The sequence below is a fragment of the Pseudomonas sp. PA15(2017) genome (assembly GCF_001945395.1).
Taxonomy (GTDB): domain Bacteria; phylum Pseudomonadota; class Gammaproteobacteria; order Pseudomonadales; family Pseudomonadaceae; genus Aquipseudomonas.
In genome coordinates this window covers 43,796-66,422 of record NZ_MSXV01000052.1, presented here as the reverse complement: position 1 = coordinate 66,422, position 22,627 = coordinate 43,796, and the positions used below count along the sequence as shown (strand labels likewise).

Below are 22,627 nucleotides of genomic sequence, written 5' to 3'. Positions count from 1 at the left end.
CTGAGATGATATCTGCCCCGTACTGCAATCCACCAGTCTTCGGGCAGCGCTGGTATCGCTCCTTGGGCTTCGGCAAATCGAAGGCACTCTAGAACCGTGGAAATACCCAACGAAAAGTCATGATGGCGATCTCGCAGAGCGAAGATCAGGTGATTGTCGCAGCACTGTCCGCTGGTTTCCTGAACAGGCTCCGAAGACAACTCGGCTCGGTTTTCTAGGATCTCGTCATGATTCATATTGGCCTCTCTGTCATGCTCGGGTGAGTTACTGCGCAGAGCTTTCACCAGGGCGTCAGCTAGAACCACAGATAATCCTTACTCCGAGAACAACGGAATTTGCTTTCCAGCAGTGAAGCCTTTGAGCCAGGTGTTTCTCAATGGCGGATGTCGATGCGGACAAGTGTGCACAGGTAACCCTGATAGGGCTGCCTGCAGGCCGGCATCATAGATTGCCCGATGTGGATTGTTGAATCTGCGCCCATCGGTACAGGTGCTGGATTTCGTCATGGATGCCTGCTCCACGAAAAATAAGTCCCAGACTTTACTGGGACTTCAAGATGGAGGCGATTTGCCCCTCAGAACGGTATATCGTCATCAAAGCTGTCGTAGTCCTGAGCCGGCTGCTGTGGCTTCTGCTGCTGCGGAGCGGACTGGCGCGGAGCCGGTTGTTGCGGCTCGCTCTTCGGTGCTGGACGCGATTGGCGCGTTGCGGAATCACCACCGCCAGCGTTGTCCGGACGGCCGCCAAGCAGTTGCATCGTGCCTTGCATGTCGACAATGATTTCGGTGGTGTAGCGCTTGACGCCGTCCTTTTCCCACTCCCGGGTCTGCAGCTTGCCTTCAATGTAGACCTGCGAACCCTTGCGCAGATACTCACCGGCGATTTCCGCGATCTTGCCGAACAGCGATACACGGTGCCACTCGGTCTTCTCGACGCGCTGACCGCTTTGCTTATCCGTCCACTGCTCATTGGTCGCCAGACTCAGGTTGGTGACCGCGTTGCCATTGGGCATGTAGCGTGTATCAGGATCCTGTCCGCAGGTACCGACCAAAATGACTTTGTTAACCCCACGTGCCATAACGTGCTCCTTAGCTTTAGCTTGATTTAGAACTAGTGCTGATTGATGCTGCGGTGGTCAGTTGCTTGGCCATGATCTGCCGCCCACTCCCTATCGTCGCGCCCATCTTTTCCATCCGGCTATTTTCAGTGCGTGGATTGGTTCGTGTAGGGCCTGTGAGCAGCGCGGCTAGCAATATAGCCAAGCAGGTCGCGGGCCTGACGAGATGTCTCGGCGAGTTTGTCGGCCATGTGCTTCTTAAATGCCTCACTGGCCAACTTCTCTATGCCGCTGTCGTAGAGCGAATTGAATAGCAACTCGGCGTCGTGCGAGGAGCGCAGTAGGCCGTACAGAAGATCCTTGGTGATGGAGCTGCCAGCTATACCAGGCAGGGATTTAGCGGCTGCACCCTCTCCGATGATCTGCCCCTGCAGGAAAGCAATAGCCTGTACCATCTGCTCGGCAGTGGCTTGCTCCAGCGACTTGAGGTTCAGGTAGTTCTGCACCACCTGCTCGGTGCTTGGCCGCGGGGGATGATTAGCCGCGCGGTCTCGCATGAGCTCAAGGGTCTTGAGTGCGAATTGCAACAGGTGGCGATTGCTCAGGATGGCTGGTTGCTCAATCAGCAGTTGCTCCATCTGGTTAAAGGCATTGATGTACGCCTCCTTCCACCTTGCCGCCTCCTTACCGGTGAATCCCATGCACAGGAAGGTGAAGCCATCGCGGGTCATGCGGTAGTACGGCTCAGGCTTGTTGTTCGAGCCAGGCCGAGTACACGGCGCAAAATTGCGCTGTGTGAACTCATGAGAACAATCTAGGTTAGAGATTCGCTTGAGGACATCTTTGTGGTGTTTGCCGAAGTGGGTAGCGACATCAAGGCTGGTGGTTGTGGTTTTGCCATCGAATATCTCCACAGAGATTTCAGTGGAGGCTGACACGGTGTGAGTGGATGGGATTTTGCCGTTCATAGGTATTTCTCCTGCGCTATCTAGCCAACTGCTTGCTGAGCCAACTGAACCTTGCCGGAGCAGTCCGAGGCTTGGCGGATGACGTACTGCAGGACAGATGCCTGCATGTTCAGAGCGATCCGCTGTTGCTCCAGGATCAGTAGGTTTTGCCGAGTTTGAGGGCCAGTCAGAGGATCGTTGACCACCGCTTTCCAGAGCATGAAGCCCATGGACTGATCCACCGCATGTCTGAGGGTTCTCCAGCGCAGGTAGCCCTGGCCAGACTTCGCTTTATGCAGCCGGAGCACTATGTTTTTGTGAGACACGTGCTGGTGTTCAGTCAGAGTCACCAAACGCTGCATCATCAAGTTCAGCTTATCCAAAGCCCCCCTCGCGCCTTCCTCCAACTCGCTGTAGTCCCTATTACCCTTAAAGGGTTTTAAAAGGCCTTTTAGGGAGGACTCGTGCGCCATGCGTCGATAGAGGTCGTGCGCCTCATTTGGGGAGAGGTCATGCGCCACTGGTGGTGTCCTCAGCATCGATCACAGCACTCTGCTCCAGCACAGAATCATCGACCGCCACGTGCTCTGCGGCAGCATCCGACCCATCACGTAGCTGCGGCAGCGCCGGTGCGTAGTTCGAACGTAAAGTGCCGTCCAACACGCCCTGGGGCAGAGGGCCAAACTTCTCGAGCGCTTCGCGGGCTCGGGCATTGTTTGCGGCCATATCATCGCGGGTGACTCCGGCATGGCGGTACTGCTGTGCCAGTCCATAGCAACTGCGGATCTCATGCGCACCCTGATCCAGCCACTGCTCCATCTGCTTGCGCCCGATCATCCCGACGTGATGTGACAGCAGGACACGTCGAGCGAGTGTGTCGTACTCGGTCAGCATGTAGATGCCAATGAAGCCCAATTGGCAGCCGATATAAAGCGGGAGCTTGATGGGCTGGATGTTGATGTTGTCTTCGATGGAGATCGCTGGCGGAACCTGGCTTAGCAGATGGTCAACGTGATCTTGGAGCGATGAGATGGTCTCGCGTGCTTTCTCCAGCCGCTCTTCCATGCGTATGAGCCAGTGGTCTGCATAGGGATCGTTCTGCGCGGAGGCATTCTTCATCTGATCCATGATCATGATGAAGCGCGGCATGCCGATGATGGCGTGGCTATTTTGGGGGTTGTCCTGGTTCTTCCGGCGCCCGAACCAGAGCCAGGCTGCGCGATGAGTGTGCATGGTGATGCTCATCGCACTGCGCAGGCTTCCAAGGTTGAGTTCGAAGTTATCGGCCACGTGGCCTCCTAAAGGTAGCGAGAGGGTGTGCGCCGATGGTCGATGCAGCCGGGGTAGCTGCTCAACGGGAAATCGAAATTGGGGAAGGGGGGAATTACTGAACATCCCTGTTCAGGCTATCTACAGCGGGAGTGGGTGATAGCTCAGCTCTGTCCTCAAGCTCCGCTAGCAACTCGTCATGGTCGACACCAGGACCGTTCTCCTTGAACTCATCCTGCCGGGTGTCCATATCTTCCTCGCAGGTTTCGGCCGCACGCTTCAGGCGCCCCTGCAGCAGTTCCCTGGCATGCTCGATCGTCTTCACCGAGAGTTCTTCGCGGGTGACTCGAGTGACGCCGAAGGCGGTAACAATGATTTCTTTGATCTCTGCCGCGGTGCAGCGATCCAGTGCAGCACCAAGTTCTTTCAGCGGGAGGCTGCAATCATCTGGTAGATAGTGCTGAGCACAGGCAGCAGCGGCTTTACGCCTGAAGGCGCCTACTGAGATAACACGGTCGATACGCCCTGGCCGCTTGAGGATCCTTTCGTCAATAGCCTTCGGGTAGTTGGTCGAGAAAATGACGTAGGTACCACCAACGTTCCTGGGCGTCTTGATCCCATCTAGGAAGCTGAGGATGCCCGAATCGGCTCTGCCCCTGTAGAGATGGTCGACCTCTTCCGCAATAACAATCGTGGGAGTTGAGCGTCGGGCTGCCTCGTAGCACACGTCCTTGAACGTGTAGCCGTCAGCTTGAATGAATGCGTACTTATTGCAGTGGTTGGCTGCCAGCACACGAGCCAGAGTCGTCTTGCCGGTTCCAGGCGGGCCTGCCATCAGAACCTTACGCATGCCTGCCTGACCGTATCGTGTGTAAAACTCGATGTCCTCAAAGAACTGGTTGAAGTCAGCTTCGAGAGCTTCATATTGAGGGTGGCCGGAAAAAGCCATGGCCTCCTTTACGACAGAGGGCTTGGGTCTTTGGTAGACCAGGCCGCTATCTTTTTCGCAGTCCCACAGTCCTTTTTTCGGGAGTGTGCGGCGCAGATTTCGCGATCCGGTTCGACAGAGGTTGTGAAGCTGCAGCATCGCGCTTTGCCGGCCAACCGCATACTCGATGCTGAGTTTGGTGTTTAACCTGCAGCGAACGATATGGACGCATTCCTCCTTACTCAGGCGGACGCGAAATGCACCCGATGCATCCTTGAACATGAGTCGGTTACCGCCCTTGGCACGGACAACGACCGGATCGCTGCGTGAGACCATGAGGGTGGATTCGATGGGCTCGATGTCCAGATAGCTGAAGGCTTTCTGAGTGCGGCGGGTTATCAGCAGGTTGGCCAAAATGGGGTAGTAGTGCTCGTCCTTCACCACCACACCGAAGTCATCGGGGTACATGTCTTTATGGAAATTCAGGGCTTGTTTCCACATGGGGAGCTTAGCTGTCATGGATTGTTCTTCCCTCCAGGATGTCTGTGTTGAATCTCGCTGGTTTGGGAAGCTTCTTTCTATAGATAAGCCGATCTCCAGCGGCGGCAAATCCTGGTTCCTGGTGATGAAGGCTTCATCACTGTCTGGTCGTTGCCCAGGTGGTGAAGGCTTCACCACTGCCAGGTCGTTGCCCAGGTGGTGGAGGCTCCACCACTGCCAGGTCGTTGCCCAGGTGGTGGAGGCTTCACCACTGCCAGGCTGTTGCCCAGGTGGTGAAGGCTTCACCACTGCCAGGCCGTTGCCCAGGTGGTGAAGGCTTCACCACTGCCAGGCCGTTGCCCAGGTGTTGCGGCCCGCAACACTGCCGGAGCTATGCGGCCCGCATAGGTGCCAGGCCGATGCTCTGGTGATGGAGGCTCCACCACTGCCGGAGCTATGAAGCCTTCATAGGTGGTGGAGGTTCCACCACTTCCGTGGCGCTGCCCCGGGTGATGCGGTCTGCATCACTGCCAGAGCTATGAAGCCTTCATAGGTGGTGAAGGCTTCACCTCTGCCAGGTCGTTGCCCAGGTGGTGAAGGCTTCACCACTGCCAGGCCGTTGCCCAGGTGGTGAAGGCTTCACCACTGCCAGGTCGTTGCCCAGGTGGTGAAGGCTTCACCACTGCCAGGTCGTTGCCCAGGTGGTGAAGGCTTCACCACTGCCGGAGCTGTGGAGGCTCCACAGGTGCCAGGTCGTTGCCCAGGTGGTGGAGGCTCCACCACTGCCGGAGCTGTGGAGGCTCCACAGGTGCCAGGCCTTGCCCAGGTGGTGAAGGCTTCATCACTTCCATGGCGCTGCCCTGGGTGATGCGGCCCGCATCACTGCCGGAGCTGTGAAGGCTCCACAGGTGCCAGGCCTTGCCCAGGTGGTGAAGGCTTCATCACTTCCATGGCGCTGCCCTGGGTGATGCGGCCCGCATCACTGCCGGAGCTGTGAAGGCTCCACAGGTGCCAGGTCGTTGCCCAGGTGGTGGAGGCTCCACCACTGCCGGAGCTGTGGAGGCTCCACAGGTGCCAGGTCGTTGCCCAGGTGGTGGAGGCTCCACCACTGCCGGAGCTGTGGAGGCTCCACAGGTGCCAGGTCGCTGCCCAGGTGGTGCGGCCCGCACCACTGCCGGAGCTATGCGGCCCGCATAGGTGCCAGGCCATATTGGTTGCTTCCTATCAGTGAAGACTCCAGTATCGGCCAGCAGCTTTGGTGGAGGCCGTATGCAAATATTGTCGAGGTTATTAGGGGGTGGGCGGAGGAAGCCTCACTCCGATATATCCCCTATGGGGTGCCTGCTCAGTTGGGCTGATCAGCTTGTCGAGCAAGGGAATGAGACAGGTCTGCGAGATCTGATGAAGATAGTGCTGCGTCCCATACAAGCTTTGCATCTATCAGATGCCTATCTCAAACCAGCCCATGCCGGTATAGAAGAGCTTTGGTGGTTGGATTCAATGGGGCTAATTGGGCATATACCTACTTTGAGCGAGAGGATAGAAACATACATCCTCAAGCAGTGCGTCAGAGAAGGAACTGAAAATGAGAAAATAAGCTTGGCATCCGACATGGTCTTGCCTACTGGGTGGCATCCAAATAGCCTCATCGATACCCTGGGTAGAATAGGAAAGGGACTACCTTGTGGTGAATTCAAACAATCGATTAACCATAAAGTTACGTCTATGCCCGCGCTCTGCATTGGATGGGTCAGTGGAGGAAACCACTCCATCGCCCAAGCGATCATTCGCGGAGATGGCTGGCTTATTCCAAGGGAGGTAATTGATGTACTCCCTCTCATTCCATATGTGCGTTTTGACGGTCGAAAGTGGCGTTGCATCGAAACTGGGGCTTGTGTTGGTGAGCCGCGTTACGAAGCTTTTGGCTGGGTATGGGAGCTAGCTCGTCGTATAGAGCACCTCAAACAAAGCAGTAATAGTTCATGACCTGTAGCGGATCTTCTGCTGCTCGCTGTATTGACGGAAGTCGGGACTGATCTTCTCAAGCTGCTCAATTAGGTCGGTCATCCAAATGGACTGCCCTTTGATCCAACTGATGACCCACGGTTTTTCCTGGATCAGCTCAGGTATTTCCTCGTGTAGAAAAGTCTCGAGCTCGCGAAGCTCATCAAGACGTTTGTATATACCACGGCAGCTGTGAGTTACGGTTCGCAGTGTTTGGCTGGCATTCATCAGATCAGCCTGACGGGATCGCACGTAACGACGATAGAACCAGGACGCAGCGATGAAGGTCGTTATAAGTGCAAGTATGAAGGTGCTGATCACAAGCCCAAGTAGATCGTTGTTCATTGGTAAGCTCCTGCTCGGATTCTGATAAGGCAATTCCCGTTGGTGATGAAGGCTTCATCACTTCCAGGTCGTTGCTCTGGTGACGCGGCCCGCACCACTGCTGGATCTATGCCACCCGCATAGCTGCCATGCCGTTGCCCTGGTGGTGATCAGGATCGAATCACTGTGATAGTTTCACTGCCTCGTCTTACGTGGGAGGCCTTATGCGGTCATTTGTTGTTATTGCTGTTGTGCTTGCCGGGTTGTTTCTCTTGGCAGTCACTATGATGTGGTCGACAGGACTTTTCGGGAAGGGCTCCATCATTGTTCCACATGCCTTGCGCGGATTCTTTGGGTAGGGGGGTAGAGAGTAAAAGATGACCGACTAACCACTGTTGGTACCCTAGATGTAAACCCACGACGCAGACGAAATTGGTTATCAGCCCTATATCAGGAAGTAGAAGGCGGCGATCACCCTGAATGTCGAAAAGTGCTGTCGATGTGATGATGCTCAAGAAGGACGCTAGCAAGCACAACGCACACAATAGCAATACGGCCAGATAGTATGCCTTGGCCGTTGTTGCAGCCTTGAGCCGCTTTCGAGTGAGCTCAACGCTGATCCTGATTGCTGTAAATGAGGCAGCAAGAACTAGACTGGCGGCTACCCAGCTCATCCAGAAACCACCATGCTCCAAGAAAAGGTCGCGATAACCAGTGAGTACGAAGGCAGTGAACAGTACCCACTGGAACAGCAATCCGATCCCCAATGCCTGTAGCGTAGTTTTCATCGCCATCACCCTGCGTCCGCAACTGGAGAGGGCAGCAGCTGCGGCTGTATGGCCAGAGCCAATTGGCGAATATCCTCGCGCTCATGCTGTGTCGAAGCGTCGACAAGTGCAGGGTAGTCAGGGTCGAGTCGCATGACTTCTTTGATCGAAGCTACTTCGTCGTGAATACCGTACAAGCTACTGCCCGCCACGGACTCGCCGCATCGAGTTATCCAGCGGCCCAGGCGCAACTTGATCAATACATCCTGGAGCGGTTCCATTCGATTGGGGTCGTTGTAGAGCATCTGAGCCAACTGAGAGCAGGTTTCAAGGTCGTGGACGCGGTTGTGTTCGCTTAGCACCTTCACCGCCATCCAGCAGATCTTTTCCTCATGGGTGAGCGTCGAGGCTGCAATCAGTCGGCGCGGAATGACTTCCATGGGGTTGCCGAAGAACAGCACTGCCCCGATCTCATGGTCATGGCTACTCATTGGTCTGTGTCTCCTTAGGGGGAGGGAGTGACGTCGGTTTGGCACCAACTAGCCCCCGAATCGCTTGCAGTTCGGCGGATATATCAACGGGCTTACCGAGCGGGTGAACACGTCTGCCCTCGGCTGATGGCGGTGGGGAAGACGGGGGCTGAACTTGTCGCGTATCAGGCGGCGCGTCGATGACAGGTGGCCTGGTGGCTGTCGTAAGTTTCAGTTCGCCGACCTTCGCTTTATCGATCAGGCCAATCAGGTAAGCGCTCATGTTGCGGACGGATTTGATGCGCGCAGCGGCCTCATCGATGATGGCTTGGTGGAGCTCCACAGGTACTCCGCTCATGTAGCGCGTGATGCCCTGTTGCTCATCAGTGTTCAGCGTCAGCTTCGACCAATCGAGTGGCCCAGTACGTACCTTTACAAGAACAGGTTTTTGTATAGTACGTACTGTATATGAGTTTGAATTTGAGACTCTGGGAGCAGGCCCAGTGTTTTCAACTGAGTTCGATTTTGTTCCGCTAAGCGCCGGATCTGGCTGATTTTCGAACTCAGGGCTTTCAGCCAGGGTTTGATTTTGTTCTTCACCTGGTTCGATATTCGAACTCGGTGAGTTCCGCTCAGTCCGATTTTCGAACCCTGCATCCAGCTTTCTGGTCTGCCGGGTTCGATTTTGTTTAGCGCTTGATCGTGGACGTGGTTTGTTCAGCTCATGATCACGTAGCCGCTCTTCGAACAAGCCCAGGCGCGTCATCAAGTAACGGACCATCGTGTCCTCTGCCAGCTCTTCGAAGACCAGGCTGGCGACTTTGCGTACTGCCTGGTTACCGTGCTTGCGACAGCGACCGACGAATGCAATGTAATCAGTGTCGATACTGGCCGCATCGACGATCGGAACCGGCTCGTCATGCAAGGCATAGATGTTGCCGACCATGCGACCGTTGGCCGTATTCCTGGCCTGGTGGCACAGGCTGAGCCAACGGGTAAGGCGTAGGATGTAAATCACCCGGTTGACCGTGCTCTTGCTAGCCTGGCTGCCATCGGCCCTGGACGAGAGTAGGCGCTGCAGTGAGTCGTAGCTTGGGAATGAGGTTTCTCGATCCTTCGAAGCCATCATTCGGAAAGCCATCCAGCCGATCTTGTCGACGGGCGATAGACGTTCGTCCAGGAGTAAGCGCCTCGGCGTCGTTTCCATGGGGTTGCCGAAGAACAGCAGGCCACCCAGATCATCGTCGTCTGAGAGGCCGGCTGCACGATTAGCCGCACGCTGCGTCAGTTGCCCGCACGCTCGACCAACCAGTGCCGACAGGTCGCTCATCGAGCTGCCTCCTGTCTACTGGGCGATGGTTGAGACACGATGGCTGCTGCAGGTTTCTTCCTAGGTGTTTTCGGTTTACCTTTGGTGGACTTCTTCAGCATTTCTCGAACGTCGGCTTCCCATTCTCGAATCAGCTTCCAGATGATTGACAGGGGATGACCTGTCTCTTCGGCGAGTATCATCATCACGCCAAGCGCAGCTGTGGGATCGGTTTGGTCAATCTTGGCGCTGTTCTCGGCAATGAGCTTCTGCCAACGATTCCAGAGTTGGTGCATTTCCTCGACTTCAGGCATCTGTGGTCTACCGGGCTTGATATTGATGCCCATGAAACGTCTTCGGCCGCTGACCTCTTCGGAGGTGATGCCGAACAACGAGTTCAGCATCTCGAGGCTTGCACCAAGTTTTATCGCCCGTTGAATCATTTGCTGCCGCAAGGCTTCTTCTTGTAAGCGACCAAGCGCACGCCCCAGCAGGTCGTGGTTCACCGTGATTTCAATAAACCTCACGGGCGTTCGCGTCAGTTCACTGATATCGCTGAATGAAAGTTGATTGAGCTGCACCAGCTCCTCTTGATCGAAGCCCATCTCCAAGCAGCGCCGAAAGTTTCCGTCGCGCAGGTGGGTCATCACTTGGTACAGAACAGCTGTATTCAATGAACTATCGGTCATCTCACTTCTCCCCGGTCAGTTCCTTTGCTCGGCGTGCCAGGCGGATCATGCGAAAGGCCTTGATGACTAGGTCATCAGGAAGATGCTGAATCAGCAGCTCGGCAAGATCGTCTGGAGCAACAGGTTGAATCTCCTCTGCAGGCGAGTTACCAGACAGGCTCGCCAGCAGTTGCCAGGTCGTCTCCGATGCTGCCGAGGTGAAGGTCTCAGGCCGGCGCAGCGTGAAACCCAGTCCCTGATCCTGGGTAGAGCGCATGAAGTCGATGACGCCGGCCCAGGTCGCGATCTCCAAGGCGAGCAGATCTGCCAGATTGCGGATTGCCGCAATGCTGTCCTGCTGAGGGTAGATCGCCCAGATATCGCTGACCGGTGCCAAACCACCAGCCTGAACCGGAATTGAAACGACAGTGCTCCCAGGTTCGTTGTTGACGGCAGTGAGAACTGGTACCTGTTTCAGGACTTGTTCCTGTGGGGGAGTAGGCGACTTGCCGACGGTTGCACTTCCAGCACGACCACCGGTATTCCCCGCGGGGGGGAGCGGATGCTGGGTTGACGGCGGTATGTGTGTCTCTTGTACCTGGCCTGGCACAATGCTTGGTGGCTGTGTTTCTGGCGTGCTGGTCGGTGCGACGGTTGCGAGCGGGCGAGCCTGCCTGGGATCTTGAGCTACCTCAATCTCGAACAGGATGAGCTCATAGCTCACGCCGTTCTCTCGAAGTGCATCTGTCATCGCGCCGAGGAGGTCATCCTTGAAGTGGTTGAAGACATAACCACCAGGCTCTTCGTCGTAGACGCAGAGGGTGTTGCTGAAAACCTGGTCGAAGTCGATGCCATTGGCCGGCACGCCTTTCTCCTGGACTAGTTTGTTCCAGGCTTTTTCAGCGTTCGAGCGGAAGGTCAACAGCGTACGTACACCGTCCACCCCCATGCCGTTCCACAGCACATTGGGAATGAAGGGAAAGAGGTGCAGCAGGGTTTGTTCCATCCGGCTGATGTGCGATCGATCTATCGGGTAGCCATCCGTTGCTAGACGTCGGGACAGTTCGCTCTGCGAGATGTCCTTGCCGCCATCCTCTTCCTTGTAGAACTCTTTCGCCTTGGCCACGCCCAAGCAGCGCTCGATCCACAACAGGTTGCCGCGAATGTCGTTCTCGGCCATATGGCCAGTGAGCGCGACGATATCGCCTCGCTTTGGCCACGGTTTGAACAGGCAATGAATCTTGAAATACTTTTCGTCGCGGGTTTCCTGCCACAGTTCATTCAACGCTGTCAGGCGGGTGTTGCCGCCATTACTGACGATGAAGTGCTGCTCACCTGGTCTGCGAGTGATCGGAGGAGGGCTGTCGAGTCCGCGGTTGCGGATCGACTCCTTGATCTCCTCGTATTTCTCGTTCTTGGTAACCCGGGGGTTGTGCTCATAAGGGCGCAACTCGTCTAGTGTCCGCACCATCTGCACGGGTTCCAGAGGGTCACTAAGAGCTGATAGTTGTGGCGATGTCGTACCGAACTGGCCAACGAGAAGCTTATCGCGTAAGGAGCTGTTGTCTGCGGCCTTGACGGGCTTCATACGAGTGCTCCCTGTTCCTGAAACATCGATGGTTGGTGTTGAGCGAGTTCTTTTCTGAGGAAGCGATTCAATTCCAGCGCGCTGTCGAGCGCCGCTTCCAGGCGGCGGATGTCATCTTCAGCCTCGAAGCTGCAGCTCAGACGATGGATGATTTCCATGTTCATGGAGCGCTGAGCGGTTTTGGCTTTCTTAGAAATGCGCTCGCGCATGCCGTCCGGCAAACGGACAAGGTACTTGGGTTTATCGATACGACCTTTGCGCTGAACCTGTTGATGGCTCATGTATTACCTCCAATAACGTTTGAGCCCGATTGCTTGCCATGAGGAACTGTCACTGTCCTCACCGGTCATACATCTCGGCGCCGTCCAATCTGCTCCCCGCATCGGGCTGGTGTTTGAAGAGCAGATACGGATGGCGCCGTTTCTTGTCAGGTTCCTGGCGGTCTTGTGGGCTGGAGCCCTGAACCTTCTCTAATCGCCTCGCGTGCTAAGTTCTGCATCAGGTCAATCCAGTCGTGAAAGATCGCGGGTGCTTCGCTGTAAGCCGCCATTTGTCTGATTCGCTCATACACCTCTACCTCCCGCTGTTTTCCACTCGTAACCAGAGCCTCGAACCTGTCCCGGGGAAGAGTTACGGTATCGGTATGCTCACGCTTCAATTTGGTCAGGTAGCCTTCCAAGGCAATGTGATCCAGGGGGGCGGGGGCCGAGTTGGCGTCCAGAACATCGACGGCATAGATGGCGTATGCCAGGCCCTGAATGAGGGCTGCTCGGGATAGCTTCTGGTCTGCTTCACTGCTGGCAGAACCAGGTTGATCGCCCACCGCCTTATCTAGGTGGCTGGTTGCTCCAAAAATGAGTTGTTGTAGAGCGACCACTGTTCCTGCGCTCCAAAGCTCATGCCCGGTCAGCGTCTCCTGCAGGCGCAGCCGTTGAGCCTGTGCCTCGGTTGCTACGCGGCCGAGCACCAGCTCCGCACTGGGGGGCTCTAGTTCGGACATCCATGTATCAACTGCATGAGGATCCAGATCGCCTGTACAAGCGCTGGACAGTAGCTCGCCTGCACATTCAATCCGGGATAACAGGGCATCGATCTGGCGATATGCCGTAGCGCGTAGCACCAGTTGCTCGTCATGGGACTGGCGCAGCATTCCAACCTCCTCAAGCAACTTCTTCAGGCGCTGAAACATTCCGCCGATGACGAAGGGCGGCAGCATGGATGGCTGGCTCAGCCAGAGGCTGTACCAGACCAGGAAGTCATTGCCGCTGAGCGGTGGCCATGGCCCCTCTGTCGTCGTTTCTCCGGCTTTCAGCATGGCCTTGAAGGCACATGACAGCGCTGCTGCAGGTGAGCTGCCTTGAGCTGCTGCAGCCTTCTGAGCGCGCAGACCTGCATCAACCATTTCGGTAGTCAGCCAACTTGACGATGGGGGAGGGGGCTCTTTGTGGAGAAGATCGGTACTCACGATTTCACCTCGGGAAGAGACGCAGGCTTGAACAAATGATCCGCACCAATGAATACCTCGTCAGGCACGTCCTCCCATTCGTTCCGCAACGCATCGAAGTTGCCTTCATGCCAGCACCGAAGAAACGTAATGGGGTCGTCGTTGCCCAAGGCATATTCAATGGCAGCGACCGCTGCGTTGGGCCTCTGATCCTCAATCCTCGTGCCCCCATCGGTGTCCTGGTTGCGCTGCAGACGGTTGCCCACATGGATCGCAATGATCTCGGGGGTGCGGTCGGGATACTTGCAGCAGAGATCGCTCAGAAACTGCCGGGTTTCTTCGCGAGCTCCCGGTACACGAAACACCACGGTGCAGTGTTGTGAGCCTCCCTGATCGGGGACGTGGGGAAGCACCGCGACCTTCAGCGAACGATCGAGCAGGTGCCGGGGTACCCATATCGACCAGAAATAGGCGGACAGAAGACCTGTTGGACATAGCCTGGTCACAGCCAATGTTTCGTGATTGGTAGGCTCCAGGTCGATGTAGCCCTGCTCCTGTAGGGATCGCAGATCCTCCTGCAGGAGCAGGGGGGCAACGGTGCTCTTGTCCCGGCTCAAGCGGTTGATCACCAGCGCCATGGCATCCAGTTCGACGGCGTTGACGCCCACCTGGTTGGCGTAGACCAAGGCTGACTGTTGGAATGACGCCGATGCCGGAATGCACGGGATCGGCTGAGTGCTACTGTTCATCACCGCACTCCTCGAGCTCGTCGAGCTCAGTGGTGAAGCAGATCGGGCAGGCGGGGAGATCCTCGCCGCTGGCAAGGGCCTGGATGGACAACTGCGAGTGGGATCCGCAGTGCCGGCAGCAATGCGTGTGCAAGAGGAGGAGGGTCATATATAGACTCCATCTGCCAGTGACCTGGCTGACAGGTTCGCGAACCTGGTTTCTTTGCCGATGAATGCGGTGCGAACAGTGGTGGTTGGGCCGTTGCGGAACTTCCCGAAGATGAGCTCGGCGACGCCTTTGTCTTCGGTGTTGGGGTGGTAAACCTCGTCGCGGTACACGAACATGATGATGTCCGCGTCCTGCTCGATCGCTCCGGACTCGCGCAGGTCGGCATTCACCGGTCGTTTGTTGGGGCGCTGCTCAACTGCTCGGTTCAATTGCGAGAGGGCAATAACGGGGCAGTTGAACTCCTTCGCTACGCCCTTCAGGGCGCCGCTGATCTCCGCGATCTCGAGATTGCGGTTCTCTCGTCCGGTCACACGCATCATCTGCAGGTAGTCGACCATGATCGCGGCGGGTGTGCCGAACTTACGGGCGGCACGGCGTGCTCGAGCACGAAGCGCAGTCGGGGAGAGGCCTGCCTCATCGTCGATAACCAAACGGCCTTCAAGCTGCTTCAGCGTCTGTACAGCAGAGGTGAGTCTGGGCCAATCCTCGTCAGCCAGCTTGCCCTTCATCAGGACATTTCCGTCCAGGTGCCCAAGCAGCGCGAGCATCCTGTACAGCAGCAGCCTGGCAGGCATTTCCAGGCTGTAGAACTGCACGGTTTTGTTCGGTTCTGCATCCAGGATCGGCTTGATCCAATTCAACACCAGAGAGGTTTTGCCCATAGAGGGTCGGCCTGCCACGATGATGAGGTCGGCGGGCTGGAAACCAGCCGTTAACGCATCCAGATCCTCTAGACCGGATGGCACGCCAGTCATGCTTGTGTCGCTGTTGAAATTGCGGTCGATCTCATCGACCACGCCCATAAGTGCCTGGGCGATATCAACGAACTCGGACTTCGAGTTGGACTGACTTAGGGCAAACAAACGACCTTCACAGGCCTCATGGACAGCCTCAACGTCTGCATCTGGCTCGTAGGCCAGGCGCGCCGTATCGTTGCCGAGGGTAATCAGCTTGCGCAAATGAGCTCGCTTCGCCACCACGTTTGCGTAGGAGACGATGTTGGCCACCGATGGTGTGTTCTTCGCCAGTTCGCCCAGATAGGCGAGCCCGATCTCATCGGTGTATTTGCACAGCTCTTCGGCAATGGTCACCACGTCGAAGGGGTCACCATGATCAGCCAGGCTGTTGATTGCCTGGAAAATCTTTCGGTGTTCCGAGCGGTAGAAATCGTCGGCGCCGACGATATCGGCAATCAGATCCCAGGTGGCGTTGTCCAGCATTAGACCCCCGAGAACCGATTGCTCGGCCTCGATGGAGTGGGGGGGGAGGTATGGGGTCATTAGGCTCCCCCCAACGTAGGTTGCTGTGCTCGAGCAACGCCGCGGTGCAACTGAGCATTGCGTCCTTCCGCCCAACCATGGCTGGAAGCCTTGGCGTCATGCACGCGCTGCGCTTCGACTCGCAGCAGGCCTGTAGTGATTGCATCCGGGAAGTGCTTGGTTTTGTAGGCCAACAGCGCTGCTGCAGTGCTTTCGTCAGTCCCTGCAAACTGCCTTACCTTCAGAGACACTGCATCGATCCAGCCTTGCGCGAACAGATCACCACGTCGACGCTTCGTAGCGAGCTTGCAGCGACTCTGGGTGCATACGAATGCCTTCCTGGCCTTGATCAGTTGGTGATGGAGCATCGAGTACGCATAGCTGGATAGCTGGCTGGAGACGCCAATACCATAGAAGCGGAAGTACCAGCCTCGGGCGCAAAAGCCGTACGCCACGACATTGCAACCGAAGGCATCAGCACAAACGTTGGCCAGGCGGTGCATCCAGGTGGTCGGTTTGGACTTCGTGCCGCAACGTACCTGGTGCTCGGCTACGCCGGCAGCGAGCACGTCCCCTTGGCCCACGTGATACTTATCCATCAATGCCCTGGCTTGGCGCAGTGCGGTTTCAGCCTCGTGCTGTGAGTCCGTACCCTGTGCACGAGCCAGGCATTTGAGGATCTTGTCGAGTGCTTTCTGCTGATCCATCAGCCGGCCCTCCGAAGGTCGCGGACACCGTCCAAGATCATGCCGACCGAGTCCAGGTTTTCACCGGCGACAGCAAGCAAGATCAGCTCCCTGCCTGAGTCCAGGCTGAGGTGCACCAAGTCAAATACATCGGTGCTGACCCTCTCGGCCGAGTCAACCAACTGCTGAATGGTGGTTTGCTCGAAGTTGGATCTACTGATCAGAGACATGCTGGTCGCCCTCCAGGATCGGTGAGATCAACCACTTACTGTCGATGCGTCCTTCCCGGACGCAGGGCAACTGTCCGACCTGGCACTGATGGTCAGGGAAGAGCTTTCGAGCCAGTGCGTGCACCGGGTACTCGGCGCTGTGGGTGCAAGAGACCTTGAAGCCCCGGATGGAACTGGTGACGTAACCATCACCGTCCAGGCGAACAGTAACCTCCACGGGGGCGACAGGGATCACGGCTTTGATCGGGTACCGAATGCTCCCGTCTTCGCCGAAGCGATTGTGGTGAACCAGATCGCCGGCTTTCAGCTTGGTGAGGTTGGTGATCTGCAGTCCGGCCCAGACATCTTTCTGGAATGGCCAAGAGCCTGTCACGACGCCGGTTGCGTCGACTTGCCAGCGAAGAAAGTCCTGCCCTTGATCCTGGAAATGGATGATGACTTGGGACATCAGTCATGCCCTCCTTTTCCAGTGGAAAGGAGGGCGGCTTCACTCTTCTCCCCAGATCCTTCGAGCGATATGAGTGTTCCAAGAACTCCGGTGAGCACCCCGACGAGGAAGAAAATGGGGAGGTTTGGGAGTGTTTGGAAGAAAAGGTCATCCGGCTGGATCTGGGAGAAAACTGCAGCCTTGGCCCAGCCACCCATTAACCAGGTTGCGTAGTGCGAGCCTGCCATTGCCAGTAGAGCCAGCAGGCCTATCACGACGGTTAACATATTTAGAGGCTTGCGCTTCATAGCTGGGCCTCCGGTTCAACGTCTGCAGAGAGTGCTTCCGACCAGATACGGATGGTTTCAATCGCCATAGGATCGTCGAGTAGACGTTGGCGGGCGATATAGACCTGCGACCGAAGGCCGTCGAGCTGTTCCTGGACGCTGAGGTTGTGCAGTTCACCAGTGATTGCACTCTGAATGTTTTCCAGCATCTCGCGTCGACGGGACGTGATCTGGTCAAGTCTCCATTTAGGTTGTGTCCAGAAGCCGTTCTGCGGAAACTCTGTAGCGCCCTTTCGGAGATCCCTATGGAATTCCTGCGTTGACATAAAACCCAGATAAAGGCGCAGCGGGTTGAGCGCCATGGCCAGCCTGATGATCTCCAGCTTTTGCTCGAGGGTTTCATGCGGCAAAGGAAACGCCTGCTCACTCAGTAGACGGGCTTCCTGCTTGCGTTGCTTCCGCCACTTGGCCTTCGCGTCCTCGGTGCGTTTTTTCCGCTCTTTAGCATGCATGATGTTGTCGTTGACCGAGTCGATCAACTGCGCCGCATCTTTGAGGAGTTGACGCTGTTCAAGGGACAGCTTCTCGCCGATCCGCCCCTGTAACGTGCGGCTGTTTGCCAGCGCACGGATTGCGCGGGCTGTACCCGTGAACTTGGATTGAACCGAACGGAGTTCGTTGGAGCTGTAGAACTGACTCAGCTCGACGACAACATCGGCGGTGATGCCGTCTGCTTTGGTGAGGGAAGGCTTCTTGGTCATGAGTCATACCCCCTCGAAGCGTTGCTTCCAGTGCGGCCAGACCTCGCAGGCCACTTGCTGCATCGTTTGGAGAGCTGAAGCCGCTCGACGACTTGAGGGTTTGGTGCGTTCAAGGTGGTGGGCTGGAATGCCTTGTGAGGCTGCAACGCGATAAGTCACTAGGGCAGGGATATGGGTTTCGAGCACCTTTACGCTGTCATCCATCGTGCCGAGCATGTCCCTGATCTCGAATGCGATGTCTCGAGCATCGTTCGAGTTGTCCTGACGGTTGAACACCACATTCAACGGCAGCTCGTCGAGGCCAAGCGTGCGACGGAGGTTGTTGACCCCCTGGAACAGCTGCAGCGTGCCCCGGTGGAACTCCCGTGCAGCCAACATTTCCGGGTAGAGTGGGGAGATGACGTTGTTGGCAGCGACAAGAGCCATCTCCACCGTCACGGCGGCGGTACCCTTGGTATCGATGATGACCAGGTCATAGTCGTTGGGCAGGCGGGTTAGGAGGCTCCGTAGCCGCAGCCTTCCATCGGGAGCATGAAGAAGCAGAGTTTCGAGCTGGTTGTGCGGGTCGTTGGACAGAATGATGTCCAGATTGGGGATCCGCGTGCGCGAGATGACCTTGTCCGCATCCACGATATTGTGGACGAGAAGATCGTAGACGCCCCCAGGGGCGGTGTAGTCGAGTTGGAAATAGCTTGAGAGGGTTGGCTGACTGGTGTCGAGATCGATCAGCAGGGTGCGTAGACCCGCATCGGCCGACAACGCGCCAAGGTTGGAAGAACCGGTGGTTTTACCGGTACCACCTTTAGTCGAAAGGGTAGCTGTAGTTTGCATGACACTCGCCTCGTTTGATGGATCAAACGAGAACTCGGGCCAACGTACCCTGAAAGGGGCGTTACACGATTTCTGCGAGTGGAGATGTAAAACAACGTAAGTCGTTGATTTATATGGTGCCGGCACCAGGAGTCGAACCCGGGACCTACTGATTACAAGTCAGTTGCTCTACCAGCTGAGCTATACCGGCTTTTGAGGGCCGCCATTATATCCATTCGTTTGCATGAGTAAAGCGGCGCGACGCAGCTTTTTTGCGGGTATTTCAACCGCTCTGGCTGGGGCCTATGCACAAATGGGTAGCGGCTGGAGGCTTTTTAGAGAATTTCTATGCAGCCTTTCACAGTTTTGGCAAGCGTCTGTTTTATATGGATTTTTACTGCGGTTAAAAAATGATCAGATTTTGTCGCGTGTTATGGGTGCTGGGCTGGCGTGGTTTGCCCAGCTTCTGTGAACAGAGTTATCCACAGATAGTGTGCGCAACTCAGGCGCGCTCGGCGAGCAGCAGCAGGTTGCGCGGGGTCAGGTGCGCGGCGCAGAACTGGCCGAGGCGTATCTCAAAGCCCCGTTCTTGCAGATAGAGCGCGCGGTCGAGCACCAGCCAGAGTTCCAGGGGACGGCGGAACAGGCCGCGCAGCAATTCCAGGTTGCGCACCTCGGCCAGGCGTTGCCAGCCGGTTGTTTCCAGGCGCTGCCAATCCTGCGTACCAGGGGCGGGCAGGTCTTTGAGTCCTGCGAGGTCGCGGCAATAGTCGGAGAAAGGCTTCTTCAGCCAGGCGGGCGGCAGCGAGGGCGTGGGCAGGTAGGCGTCCACGCCGCGCAGCTCGCGCTGCAGCAGGTCGAACGCCAAACGCCAGGCCATGGACTGGTCGCGCTGCTGGCGCACGCGGTTGCCGGCCGTCACGGTTTCGCTCATGGGCAGGGCCAGGTCGTCCAGCGAGAGGCGCAGCGGCGAGCCCTGGGCGGCTGTGGATAACGGCTGGTAGTCGGCTGCTGCCACTCGGTTGTAGCAGCAGGGCGCGATGGCCAGCTGGCGGCAGCCTGCGGCGCTGGCCAGGTGTATCAGGCGCACGTGCAGGTCGCCGCAGGCGTGCAGGGCGACGGGGCTGTGTTCGGCGTGCAGCTGGGTGGCAGCGTCAGCGGCGAGTACGTCCTGCTCGATATGTTGAGCGGTTATCCCCAGGCGTTGGCTCAGTTCGGCGCCGCTGGCCACCAGGGCCGGGTCGTATTCCAGGCAGGTCAGCTTCTGGCCGCCGTGGGCGAGTACGCGGCCGAGGTGGCCCTTGCCGGCGCACCAGTCCAGCCAGTGCTGCGGAGCTTGGGTGAAGCCCAGGCTGTCGCCGAACGCGCGTATCTGCTGCCATTTGCGACCGGGAACGTCCACCGAGAAGCGCGGCGGCAGGTCAGCCGAAGTCTGCTGGGGCAGGTCGCCGACCTGGCTCAAACGGTCAGCCTGCAAGGCCAGTTCGGGGAAGGGTGCTGGTGCGCCGTCCAGCGCCGTTGGCTGGTTGTGGCTGGCCTCGGCCTGCTCCAGGGTGCGGCCGCGCAGCCAGGCGGCCAGTTCGGGATGCTGGCTTTCCCAGGGCAGTGTCTGGTAGGTGAATGGCCGGGGTTTCCACAGCGCCTGGTGGGCGACGAGAAAGGCGTCCAGCGCCTGGAAGCGTTGGAGCAGTTCGGCACCAGTGAGCGGCGGGAGAAAGTCGGAGGTCATCAGAAACAGCGACGGGGCTTGCACCCCGTCGTCACCCTAGCGGCCCTGGCAGGCGTCGACGCGCAGCCAGCGTTCCAGAAGCTTGAAGGCATTGATCAGCACGAAGGTGATCAGCAGGTAGAACACCCCGGCAGCGAAGAAGCCCTCGACCGGCAGGTAGGTGCGTGCGTTCATGGTGCGCGCCATGCCGGTCAGCTCCAGCAGGGTCACGGTGCTGGCCAGGGCGCTGGCCTTGAGCATCAGAATCACTTCGTTGCTGTACGCCGGCAGGCCGATGCGCGCCGCCCGGGGCAGGACGATGTGCAGCATCGCCTGGGGCCGCGACATGCCCAGTGCCCGCGCCGCTTCGATTTCACCCGGCGGAACGGCCTGGATGGCGCCGCGCAGGATCTCGGCGATGTAGGCGGTGGTGTGCAGGGTCATGGTGATCACCGCGCACCAATACGGGTCGCGCAGGTATGGCCACAGCGGGCCCTGGCGCACGGCGTCGAACTGCGCCAGGCCGTAGTAGACCAGAAACAGCTGCACCAGCAGCGGTGTGCCGCGGAAGAAGAAGATGTAGCCGTAAGGCACGGCGCGCACGTACCAGTGGCGCGAAGCGCGGGCGATGCCGGTGGGGATGGCCAGGATCAGGCCGGTGACGACCGCTACGGCGACCAGCTCGATGGTCAGCAGGGCGCCTTGGACCAGGCGCGGCAGCCAGGTGATGATGACGTCCCAGTTCATGCCGCACTCCGCTTGAAGCCGCGGTTGGCGCGCTTCTCGAGGAAGTGCAGGCCAATCATGGCAATGATGGTCAGGCCCAGGTAGATGAACGCGGCGACCATGTAGAACGTGAAGGGCTCCTTGCTGGCGGTCACCGCGATCTGCGAACGGCGCATCAGCTCATTGAGGCCGATCACCGATACCAGCGCGGTGTCCTTCATCAGGATCATGAACAGGTTGCCCAGGCCGGGCAGGGCGATGCGCCACATCTGCGGCATCACCAGGCGCCACAGGATGCGCCCCTTGGACAGGCCCAGGGCCTGGCCGGCTTCACGGTGGCCCTTGGGGATGGCCAGGATCGCGCCGCGGAACACTTCGGTGGCGTAGGCGCCGAAGCACAGGCCGAGGGCGATAACGCCGGCGGCGAAGGGCGACAGCTCGAGGCTCTCGACGCCGAGCAATTCGGCGAGGCCGCGCATCAGGCCCACGGTGCCGAAATAGATCAGCAGTACCCAGAGCAGTTCGGGCACGCCGCGAACCAGGGTGGAATAGGTGCCGCCAAGCCACTGCAGCGGCTTGTAGGGCGAAGTCTTGGCGAAGGCGCCGAGCAGGCCGAGCACCAGGCCGACGCAAAGGGCGCTGAGCGCCAGCTGGACGGTCATCAGGGTGCCGGCGGCCAGGGCCGGGCCGAATCCGGAAAGATCGAAATTCATGGAAACTCAAGCGCCCGCGCCGCCAGGGGCGACGCGGGCAGGCTGCTTAGTAGATGCTGAAAGGGAAGTACTTGTCGTTGATCTTCTTGTAGGTGCCGTCGGCAACGATTTCCTCGAGTGCCTTGTTCAGGCGCTCACGCAGGGCATCGCCCTTGCGCACGGCGATGCCGATCTTGTCGTTGTCGAATACCGGGTCGCCCTTGAATTCGAAGTCCTTGCCGGCGTCGCTCTTGAGCCACTCCCAGTTCACGAAGGTATCGGCCAGCACGCCGTCGACGCGGCCGGAGGACAGATCCAGGTAGGCGTTTTCCTGGGTGTCGTAGAGTTTCACGTCAACCACGCCGTCCATGTTGTCTTCCAGCCAGGTGCCGGCGATGGTCGCGCGCTGGGCGCCGATGACCTTGCCTTTGAGGCTGTCCTTGTCGGTTTTGAAGTCACTGCTCTTGGGGGCGATGAACTGCAGTTTGTTGGTGTAGTACGGGTTGGTGAAGTCCACGGCCTGCTTGCGCTCGTCGGTGATCGACATGGAGGCGATCAGGAAGTCGAACTTCTTGGCGTTCAAGGCCGGGATGATGCCGTCCCAGTCGGAGGTGACCACTTCGCACTCGGCCTTCATCTTGGCGCACAGGGCCTGACCGATTTCCACGTCGAAGCCGCCGACCTGGCCGCTGGCGTCGATGAGGTTGAAAGGCGGGTAGGCGCCTTCGGTGCCGATCTTGAGTTTGTCAGCAGCGACGGCACTGGTGCCGAAAGCCAGGGTGGCGGCAGCTGCCAGCAGAATCTTTTTATAGCTATGCATGCGTGATTG

Annotated in this window: 30 protein-coding genes and 1 tRNA gene; 2 read left to right on the top strand and 29 right to left on the bottom strand. The window is 57.9% G+C overall.

Going from position 1 to position 22,627, the window contains the following annotated elements:
• Positions 1–314: 314 nt before the first annotated feature.
• The 7 genes from BVH03_RS17645 to BVH03_RS26060 form a co-directional block, all read right to left on the bottom strand.
• Positions 315–506 (bottom strand): CrpP family ICE-associated protein, encoded by a 192-nt coding sequence (locus BVH03_RS17645; protein WP_075962387.1) that lies wholly within the window; start codon positions 504–506, stop codon positions 315–317.
• 68 nt (positions 507–574) lie between these two features.
• Positions 575–1,078, bottom strand: a complete 504-nt coding sequence (locus tag BVH03_RS17640) for a single-stranded DNA-binding protein (RefSeq protein WP_075962386.1) — start codon at positions 1,076–1,078, stop codon at positions 575–577.
• 125 nt (positions 1,079–1,203) lie between these two features.
• Positions 1,204–2,025 carry a Rha family transcriptional regulator gene (locus BVH03_RS17635; protein ID WP_075962385.1) on the bottom strand — a complete coding sequence of 274 codons (822 nt, stop codon included), beginning with the start codon at positions 2,023–2,025 and terminating at the stop codon, positions 1,204–1,206.
• Positions 2,026–2,045: 20 nt separating this feature from the next.
• The gene (locus BVH03_RS17630; RefSeq protein WP_168175639.1) at positions 2,046–2,525 is read right to left on the bottom strand and encodes a DUF3158 family protein; all 480 of its coding nucleotides are present in this window, start codon (positions 2,523–2,525) and stop codon (positions 2,046–2,048) included.
• The gene (locus tag BVH03_RS17625; protein WP_075962383.1) at positions 2,515–3,294 is read right to left on the bottom strand and encodes a PFL_4669 family integrating conjugative element protein; all 780 of its coding nucleotides are present in this window, start codon (positions 3,292–3,294) and stop codon (positions 2,515–2,517) included. The genes BVH03_RS17630 and BVH03_RS17625 overlap by 11 nt, the downstream gene beginning before the upstream one ends.
• Before the next feature lie 94 nt (positions 3,295–3,388).
• Complete coding sequence (locus BVH03_RS17620; protein ID WP_083640093.1) at positions 3,389–4,720, bottom strand: ATP-binding protein; 1,332 nt, start codon at positions 4,718–4,720, stop codon at positions 3,389–3,391.
• A gap of 840 nt (positions 4,721–5,560) precedes the next feature.
• Positions 5,561–5,890 carry a hypothetical protein gene (locus BVH03_RS26060; protein WP_143485995.1) on the bottom strand — a complete coding sequence of 110 codons (330 nt, stop codon included), beginning with the start codon at positions 5,888–5,890 and terminating at the stop codon, positions 5,561–5,563.
• Between the two features lie 60 nt (positions 5,891–5,950).
• Between BVH03_RS26060 and BVH03_RS26055 the strand changes: the two genes are divergently transcribed.
• Positions 5,951–6,667 carry a DUF6710 family protein gene (locus BVH03_RS26055; RefSeq protein ID WP_371915372.1) on the top strand — a complete coding sequence of 239 codons (717 nt, stop codon included), beginning with the start codon at positions 5,951–5,953 and terminating at the stop codon, positions 6,665–6,667.
• On the opposite strand, the gene BVH03_RS17615 is transcribed toward BVH03_RS26055, so the two are convergent.
• The 18 genes from BVH03_RS17615 to BVH03_RS17535 all read right to left on the bottom strand — a co-directional run bounded on the left by BVH03_RS17615 (position 6,662) and on the right by BVH03_RS17535 (position 18,883).
• Complete coding sequence (locus BVH03_RS17615) at positions 6,662–7,030, bottom strand: hypothetical protein (RefSeq protein WP_075962382.1); 369 nt, start codon at positions 7,028–7,030, stop codon at positions 6,662–6,664. The two genes, BVH03_RS26055 and BVH03_RS17615, sit on opposite strands and share 6 nt — an antisense overlap.
• A gap of 209 nt (positions 7,031–7,239) precedes the next feature.
• Complete coding sequence (locus tag BVH03_RS17610; protein ID WP_143485993.1) at positions 7,240–7,797, bottom strand: hypothetical protein; 558 nt, start codon at positions 7,795–7,797, stop codon at positions 7,240–7,242.
• Positions 7,798–7,802: 5 nt separating this feature from the next.
• Entirely contained in the window at positions 7,803–8,267 is a 465-nt protein-coding gene (locus BVH03_RS17605; RefSeq protein ID WP_075962380.1) for a hypothetical protein, read from the bottom strand.
• A complete protein-coding gene (locus tag BVH03_RS17600; protein WP_075962379.1) occupies positions 8,260–9,576 on the bottom strand; it encodes an STY4528 family pathogenicity island replication protein in 1,317 nt (438 codons plus the stop codon). Before BVH03_RS17600 ends, BVH03_RS17605 begins: the two co-directional genes overlap by 8 nt.
• Complete coding sequence (locus tag BVH03_RS17595) at positions 9,573–10,244, bottom strand: DUF2857 domain-containing protein (protein ID WP_075962378.1); 672 nt, start codon at positions 10,242–10,244, stop codon at positions 9,573–9,575. Before BVH03_RS17595 ends, BVH03_RS17600 begins: the two co-directional genes overlap by 4 nt.
• Position 10,245: 1 nt before the next feature.
• On the bottom strand, positions 10,246–11,811 hold the full coding sequence (locus BVH03_RS17590) for a ParB family protein (protein WP_075962377.1): 1,566 nt from the start codon (positions 11,809–11,811) through the stop codon (positions 10,246–10,248).
• Positions 11,808–12,092, bottom strand: coding sequence for an Arc family DNA-binding protein (locus BVH03_RS17585; protein WP_075962376.1), 285 nt, complete (start codon positions 12,090–12,092; stop codon positions 11,808–11,810). Before BVH03_RS17585 ends, BVH03_RS17590 begins: the two co-directional genes overlap by 4 nt.
• Positions 12,093–12,238: 146 nt before the next feature.
• A complete protein-coding gene (locus BVH03_RS17580) occupies positions 12,239–13,276 on the bottom strand; it encodes a hypothetical protein (RefSeq protein WP_143485992.1) in 1,038 nt (345 codons plus the stop codon).
• Positions 13,273–14,004, bottom strand: a complete 732-nt coding sequence (locus BVH03_RS17575; RefSeq protein ID WP_075962374.1) for a hypothetical protein — start codon at positions 14,002–14,004, stop codon at positions 13,273–13,275. The genes BVH03_RS17580 and BVH03_RS17575 overlap by 4 nt, the downstream gene beginning before the upstream one ends.
• On the bottom strand, positions 13,994–14,152 hold the full coding sequence (locus BVH03_RS26420) for a hypothetical protein (RefSeq protein WP_168175638.1): 159 nt from the start codon (positions 14,150–14,152) through the stop codon (positions 13,994–13,996). Before BVH03_RS26420 ends, BVH03_RS17575 begins: the two co-directional genes overlap by 11 nt.
• Positions 14,149–15,492, bottom strand: coding sequence for a replicative DNA helicase (dnaB, locus tag BVH03_RS17570; RefSeq protein ID WP_075962373.1), 1,344 nt, complete (start codon positions 15,490–15,492; stop codon positions 14,149–14,151). The genes BVH03_RS26420 and dnaB overlap by 4 nt, the downstream gene beginning before the upstream one ends.
• Positions 15,492–16,178: a DUF2786 domain-containing protein gene (locus tag BVH03_RS17565; RefSeq protein WP_075962372.1), complete on the bottom strand. Its 687-nt coding sequence runs from the start codon at positions 16,176–16,178 to the stop codon at positions 15,492–15,494. Before BVH03_RS17565 ends, dnaB begins: the two co-directional genes overlap by 1 nt.
• Positions 16,178–16,387: a hypothetical protein gene (locus BVH03_RS17560; protein WP_075962371.1), complete on the bottom strand. Its 210-nt coding sequence runs from the start codon at positions 16,385–16,387 to the stop codon at positions 16,178–16,180. Before BVH03_RS17560 ends, BVH03_RS17565 begins: the two co-directional genes overlap by 1 nt.
• Entirely contained in the window at positions 16,371–16,835 is a 465-nt protein-coding gene (locus BVH03_RS17555; protein ID WP_075962370.1) for a hypothetical protein, read from the bottom strand. The genes BVH03_RS17560 and BVH03_RS17555 overlap by 17 nt, the downstream gene beginning before the upstream one ends.
• Positions 16,835–17,122: a hypothetical protein gene (locus BVH03_RS17550; protein WP_075962369.1), complete on the bottom strand. Its 288-nt coding sequence runs from the start codon at positions 17,120–17,122 to the stop codon at positions 16,835–16,837. The genes BVH03_RS17555 and BVH03_RS17550 overlap by 1 nt, the downstream gene beginning before the upstream one ends.
• A complete protein-coding gene (locus BVH03_RS17545) occupies positions 17,119–17,862 on the bottom strand; it encodes a hypothetical protein (protein WP_075962368.1) in 744 nt (247 codons plus the stop codon). Before BVH03_RS17545 ends, BVH03_RS17550 begins: the two co-directional genes overlap by 4 nt.
• A 3-nt stretch (positions 17,863–17,865) precedes the next feature.
• Positions 17,866–18,693 carry a ParA family protein gene (locus BVH03_RS17540; protein WP_075962367.1) on the bottom strand — a complete coding sequence of 276 codons (828 nt, stop codon included), beginning with the start codon at positions 18,691–18,693 and terminating at the stop codon, positions 17,866–17,868.
• Between the two features lie 114 nt (positions 18,694–18,807).
• Positions 18,808–18,883, bottom strand: a tRNA-Thr gene (locus tag BVH03_RS17535).
• Between the two features lie 33 nt (positions 18,884–18,916).
• On the opposite strand from BVH03_RS17535, the gene BVH03_RS26050 reads away from it, so the two are divergent.
• The gene (locus tag BVH03_RS26050; protein WP_143485991.1) at positions 18,917–19,144 is read left to right on the top strand and encodes a hypothetical protein; all 228 of its coding nucleotides are present in this window, start codon (positions 18,917–18,919) and stop codon (positions 19,142–19,144) included.
• Positions 19,145–19,174: 30 nt separating this feature from the next.
• Here the strand turns inward: BVH03_RS26050 and BVH03_RS17530 are convergent, their stop codons facing one another.
• The 4 genes from BVH03_RS17530 to BVH03_RS17515 are packed head-to-tail and all read right to left on the bottom strand — an operon-like array spanning position 19,175 to position 22,618.
• Positions 19,175–20,401, bottom strand: a complete 1,227-nt coding sequence (locus BVH03_RS17530; protein ID WP_075962561.1) for a methyltransferase — start codon at positions 20,399–20,401, stop codon at positions 19,175–19,177.
• Positions 20,402–20,437: 36 nt separating this feature from the next.
• Positions 20,438–21,127 carry an ABC transporter permease gene (locus BVH03_RS17525; RefSeq protein WP_075962366.1) on the bottom strand — a complete coding sequence of 230 codons (690 nt, stop codon included), beginning with the start codon at positions 21,125–21,127 and terminating at the stop codon, positions 20,438–20,440.
• Positions 21,124–21,819: an ABC transporter permease gene (locus BVH03_RS17520; RefSeq protein WP_075928718.1), complete on the bottom strand. Its 696-nt coding sequence runs from the start codon at positions 21,817–21,819 to the stop codon at positions 21,124–21,126. The genes BVH03_RS17525 and BVH03_RS17520 overlap by 4 nt, the downstream gene beginning before the upstream one ends.
• Positions 21,820–21,865: 46 nt before the next feature.
• Entirely contained in the window at positions 21,866–22,618 is a 753-nt protein-coding gene (locus tag BVH03_RS17515) for an ABC transporter substrate-binding protein (RefSeq protein WP_075962365.1), read from the bottom strand.
• Positions 22,619–22,627: the final 9 nt, after the last annotated feature.

Excerpts from the sequence above, each read along its gene's own strand:
- BVH03_RS26055 (WP_371915372.1), top strand. The coding sequence starts at position 5,951 with ATGCAAATATTGTCGAGGTTATTAGGGGGTGGGCGGAGGAAGCCTCAC.
- BVH03_RS17525 (WP_075962366.1), bottom strand. The coding sequence starts at position 21,127 with ATGAACTGGGACGTCATCATCACCTGGCTGCCGCGCCTGGTCCAAGGC.
- BVH03_RS17540 (WP_075962367.1), bottom strand. The coding sequence starts at position 18,693 with ATGCAAACTACAGCTACCCTTTCGACTAAAGGTGGTACCGGTAAAACC.
- BVH03_RS17565 (WP_075962372.1), bottom strand. The coding sequence starts at position 16,178 with ATGGATCAGCAGAAAGCACTCGACAAGATCCTCAAATGCCTGGCTCGT.
- BVH03_RS17600 (WP_075962379.1), bottom strand. The coding sequence starts at position 9,576 with ATGAGCGACCTGTCGGCACTGGTTGGTCGAGCGTGCGGGCAACTGACG.
- BVH03_RS17585 (WP_075962376.1), bottom strand. The coding sequence starts at position 12,092 with ATGAGCCATCAACAGGTTCAGCGCAAAGGTCGTATCGATAAACCCAAG.
- BVH03_RS17590 (WP_075962377.1), bottom strand. The coding sequence starts at position 11,811 with ATGAAGCCCGTCAAGGCCGCAGACAACAGCTCCTTACGCGATAAGCTT.
- BVH03_RS26060 (WP_143485995.1), bottom strand. The coding sequence starts at position 5,890 with ATGGCCTGGCACCTATGCGGGCCGCATAGCTCCGGCAGTGGTGCGGGC.
- BVH03_RS17555 (WP_075962370.1), bottom strand. The coding sequence starts at position 16,835 with ATGTCCCAAGTCATCATCCATTTCCAGGATCAAGGGCAGGACTTTCTT.
- BVH03_RS17605 (WP_075962380.1), bottom strand. The coding sequence starts at position 8,267 with ATGAGTAGCCATGACCATGAGATCGGGGCAGTGCTGTTCTTCGGCAAC.
- BVH03_RS17520 (WP_075928718.1), bottom strand. The coding sequence starts at position 21,819 with ATGAATTTCGATCTTTCCGGATTCGGCCCGGCCCTGGCCGCCGGCACC.
- BVH03_RS17640 (WP_075962386.1), bottom strand. The coding sequence starts at position 1,078 with ATGGCACGTGGGGTTAACAAAGTCATTTTGGTCGGTACCTGCGGACAG.
- BVH03_RS17595 (WP_075962378.1), bottom strand. The coding sequence starts at position 10,244 with ATGACCGATAGTTCATTGAATACAGCTGTTCTGTACCAAGTGATGACC.
- BVH03_RS17550 (WP_075962369.1), bottom strand. The coding sequence starts at position 17,122 with ATGAAGCGCAAGCCTCTAAATATGTTAACCGTCGTGATAGGCCTGCTG.
- dnaB (WP_075962373.1), bottom strand. The coding sequence starts at position 15,492 with ATGACCCCATACCTCCCCCCCCACTCCATCGAGGCCGAGCAATCGGTT.
- BVH03_RS17530 (WP_075962561.1), bottom strand. The coding sequence starts at position 20,401 with ATGACCTCCGACTTTCTCCCGCCGCTCACTGGTGCCGAACTGCTCCAA.
- BVH03_RS17620 (WP_083640093.1), bottom strand. The coding sequence starts at position 4,720 with ATGACAGCTAAGCTCCCCATGTGGAAACAAGCCCTGAATTTCCATAAA.
- BVH03_RS17610 (WP_143485993.1), bottom strand. The coding sequence starts at position 7,797 with ATGAAAACTACGCTACAGGCATTGGGGATCGGATTGCTGTTCCAGTGG.
- BVH03_RS17545 (WP_075962368.1), bottom strand. The coding sequence starts at position 17,862 with ATGACCAAGAAGCCTTCCCTCACCAAAGCAGACGGCATCACCGCCGAT.
- BVH03_RS17575 (WP_075962374.1), bottom strand. The coding sequence starts at position 14,004 with ATGAACAGTAGCACTCAGCCGATCCCGTGCATTCCGGCATCGGCGTCA.
- BVH03_RS26420 (WP_168175638.1), bottom strand. The coding sequence starts at position 14,152 with ATGACCCTCCTCCTCTTGCACACGCATTGCTGCCGGCACTGCGGATCC.
- BVH03_RS17615 (WP_075962382.1), bottom strand. The coding sequence starts at position 7,030 with ATGAACAACGATCTACTTGGGCTTGTGATCAGCACCTTCATACTTGCA.
- BVH03_RS17635 (WP_075962385.1), bottom strand. The coding sequence starts at position 2,025 with ATGAACGGCAAAATCCCATCCACTCACACCGTGTCAGCCTCCACTGAA.
- BVH03_RS26050 (WP_143485991.1), top strand. The coding sequence starts at position 18,917 with ATGAGTAAAGCGGCGCGACGCAGCTTTTTTGCGGGTATTTCAACCGCT.
- BVH03_RS17645 (WP_075962387.1), bottom strand. The coding sequence starts at position 506 with ATGACGAAATCCAGCACCTGTACCGATGGGCGCAGATTCAACAATCCA.
- BVH03_RS17515 (WP_075962365.1), bottom strand. The coding sequence starts at position 22,618 with ATGCATAGCTATAAAAAGATTCTGCTGGCAGCTGCCGCCACCCTGGCT.
- BVH03_RS17560 (WP_075962371.1), bottom strand. The coding sequence starts at position 16,387 with ATGTCTCTGATCAGTAGATCCAACTTCGAGCAAACCACCATTCAGCAG.